Origin of the sequence: Paenibacillus forsythiae T98 (assembly GCF_000520735.1) — a bacterium.
GTDB classification, from domain to species: domain Bacteria; phylum Bacillota; class Bacilli; order Paenibacillales; family Paenibacillaceae; genus Paenibacillus_AQ; species Paenibacillus_AQ forsythiae.
Genome location: NZ_ASSC01000497.1, coordinates 1 through 1,792 on the forward strand (window position 1 = coordinate 1; position 1,792 = coordinate 1,792).

The 1,792-nt window shown below is 46.5% G+C and carries 2 protein-coding genes; one reads left to right on the plus strand and one right to left on the minus strand.

Annotation, left to right across the window (positions count from 1 at the left end):
• Window positions 1-72: 72 nt before the first annotated feature.
• Complete coding sequence (locus L692_RS0115685) at window positions 73-1,116, minus strand: zinc-binding alcohol dehydrogenase family protein (protein ID WP_025701094.1); 1,044 nt, start codon at window positions 1,114-1,116, stop codon at window positions 73-75.
• A gap of 124 nt (window positions 1,117-1,240) precedes the next feature.
• Between L692_RS0115685 and L692_RS0115690 the strand changes: the two genes are divergently transcribed.
• The gene (locus L692_RS0115690) at window positions 1,241-1,618 is read left to right on the plus strand and encodes a winged helix-turn-helix transcriptional regulator (protein WP_025701095.1); all 378 of its coding nucleotides are present in this window, start codon (window positions 1,241-1,243) and stop codon (window positions 1,616-1,618) included.
• Window positions 1,619-1,792: the final 174 nt, after the last annotated feature.

The following is a 1,792-nucleotide window of genomic DNA, read 5'->3' on the forward strand; positions in this document are numbered from 1 at the left end:
ATGGTTTAGCCATTAACCAAACGACCGAGCAAGCAGCTGCTTGCCCGGTCATTTTTACGAATGAACAGCTGATTAGAAATTCTCCAATACAATCTTTCCAATTGCTCTTCCTGTCTCCAGTTTTTCATGCGCTAGACGCAGGTTTGCCGCATTAATGGGTTCCAGGCGTTCGGTCAGAGTCGTTTTCAATTTCCCCTTATCGATTAACTCAGCCAGTTGATTCAGCATATCATGTTGCTTGATCATATCTCTGGTTTGGTACATGGACCGCGTAAACATAAGCTCCCACACAAGCGTGACACTTTTAGAAAAAAGCAGATCCATCTCCAGGCTTCCCGACCAGGCGGACTTGTTTACCGGAACGATTGAGCAAATCTTGCCTTGAGGAGCGATGACGTCCGCCATATTCGCAAAATGCTGTACCGTATCATTTAAGCAAAATATATAATCCACGGTCTCAAATCCAATTTCTTTAAGCTGGGGAGCAAAAGGGCTATTGTGGTCGATTGTAAAATCTGCGCCGTGATCTTTGGTCCACTGTATGGATTCCGGACGTGAAGCGGTGCCAATGACAGTTAGACCTGCTAATTTGGCGAGTTGAGTAGCTATCGATCCCACCCCTCCCGCCGCACCGATGATGAGTATGCTCTGGCTTTCCTCTACGTTATGACTGATTCCCAAACGGTCAAATAAGCCCTCCCAGGCCGTAATCGAGGTCAGCGGCAGAGCGGCTGCTTGCGCAAAATCCAGACTCTTCGGCTTGTTTCCCGCAATTCGTTCATCAACCAGGTGAAATTCACTATTGCCGCCTGAACGAGCCACACTGCCTGCATAAAATATCTCGTCTCCCGGTTTAAACAACTGGCATTCCGGTCCAACCTGTTCCACGATTCCAGCTACATCCCAGCCCAAAATTTTGGGCGATTCTCCTTCATAATTGTGGTTCTCGCGGACACTCAAGTCGGCAGGGTTGACAGAGATTGCTTTTACTTCAACGAGCAGATCGCGGCCGGTAGGCACCGGCTTTTCTATATACAGATCAACAAGGCTTTCCGGATCGGATAAAGGGAGATATCGATAAGCGCCGACGGCTTTCATTTTTGGGGGATTGATCATTTCTTCCTTCCTTTCAACTTGGTATATCGTACATTCGAATTATATAATGTATACTTACATTAAATAAGTACGCATATTTTTATTATATAGTATTAAAAATCATACCTTTGGAGGAGGACGCGGAATGGGCGATCGGAGGAACAAATACGGGACTAAGCCAAACCTGGAATGCTGTCCTGTGGAAACGACTCTGGATGTCATCGGCGGGAAGTGGAAAGGGATCATTCTCTATCAGCTCATTGGCGGAACGAAACGATTTAATGAATTCCGGCGCCTCAATCCGGGAATTACGCAGTTTATGCTCACCTTGCAGCTGCGAGAGCTTGAACGGGACGGCGTCGTGCACAGAGAAGTTTACAAAGAAGTCCCCCCAAAGGTGGAGTATTCCCTCACCGATTTTGGAAGGACGCTTGAGCCGATCATCGTAGCTATGAAAGCGTGGGGGGAGTCTTACAAAATCAGACTTAACGACATCAGAACGCGGGAAGGGGAAGACGCTTGAGTATTCAGACGGGAGACCTGTCAAAATCAGCATCCACAATAAACTCGAAAAATATATTGGAAAACAGAGTTTTACTCTAAATCAGTGGGGCTTGGTAACAGGCCCTTTACTTCCCAACTACCTCGTAATGCAATGTATATTATTAAACGATGGTTAAGGAGGCCATATGGAAAT

Excerpts from the sequence above, each read along its gene's own strand:
- L692_RS0115685 (WP_025701094.1), bottom strand. The coding sequence starts at position 1,116 with ATGATCAATCCCCCAAAAATGAAAGCCGTCGGCGCTTATCGATATCTC.
- L692_RS0115690 (WP_025701095.1), top strand. The coding sequence starts at position 1,241 with ATGGGCGATCGGAGGAACAAATACGGGACTAAGCCAAACCTGGAATGC.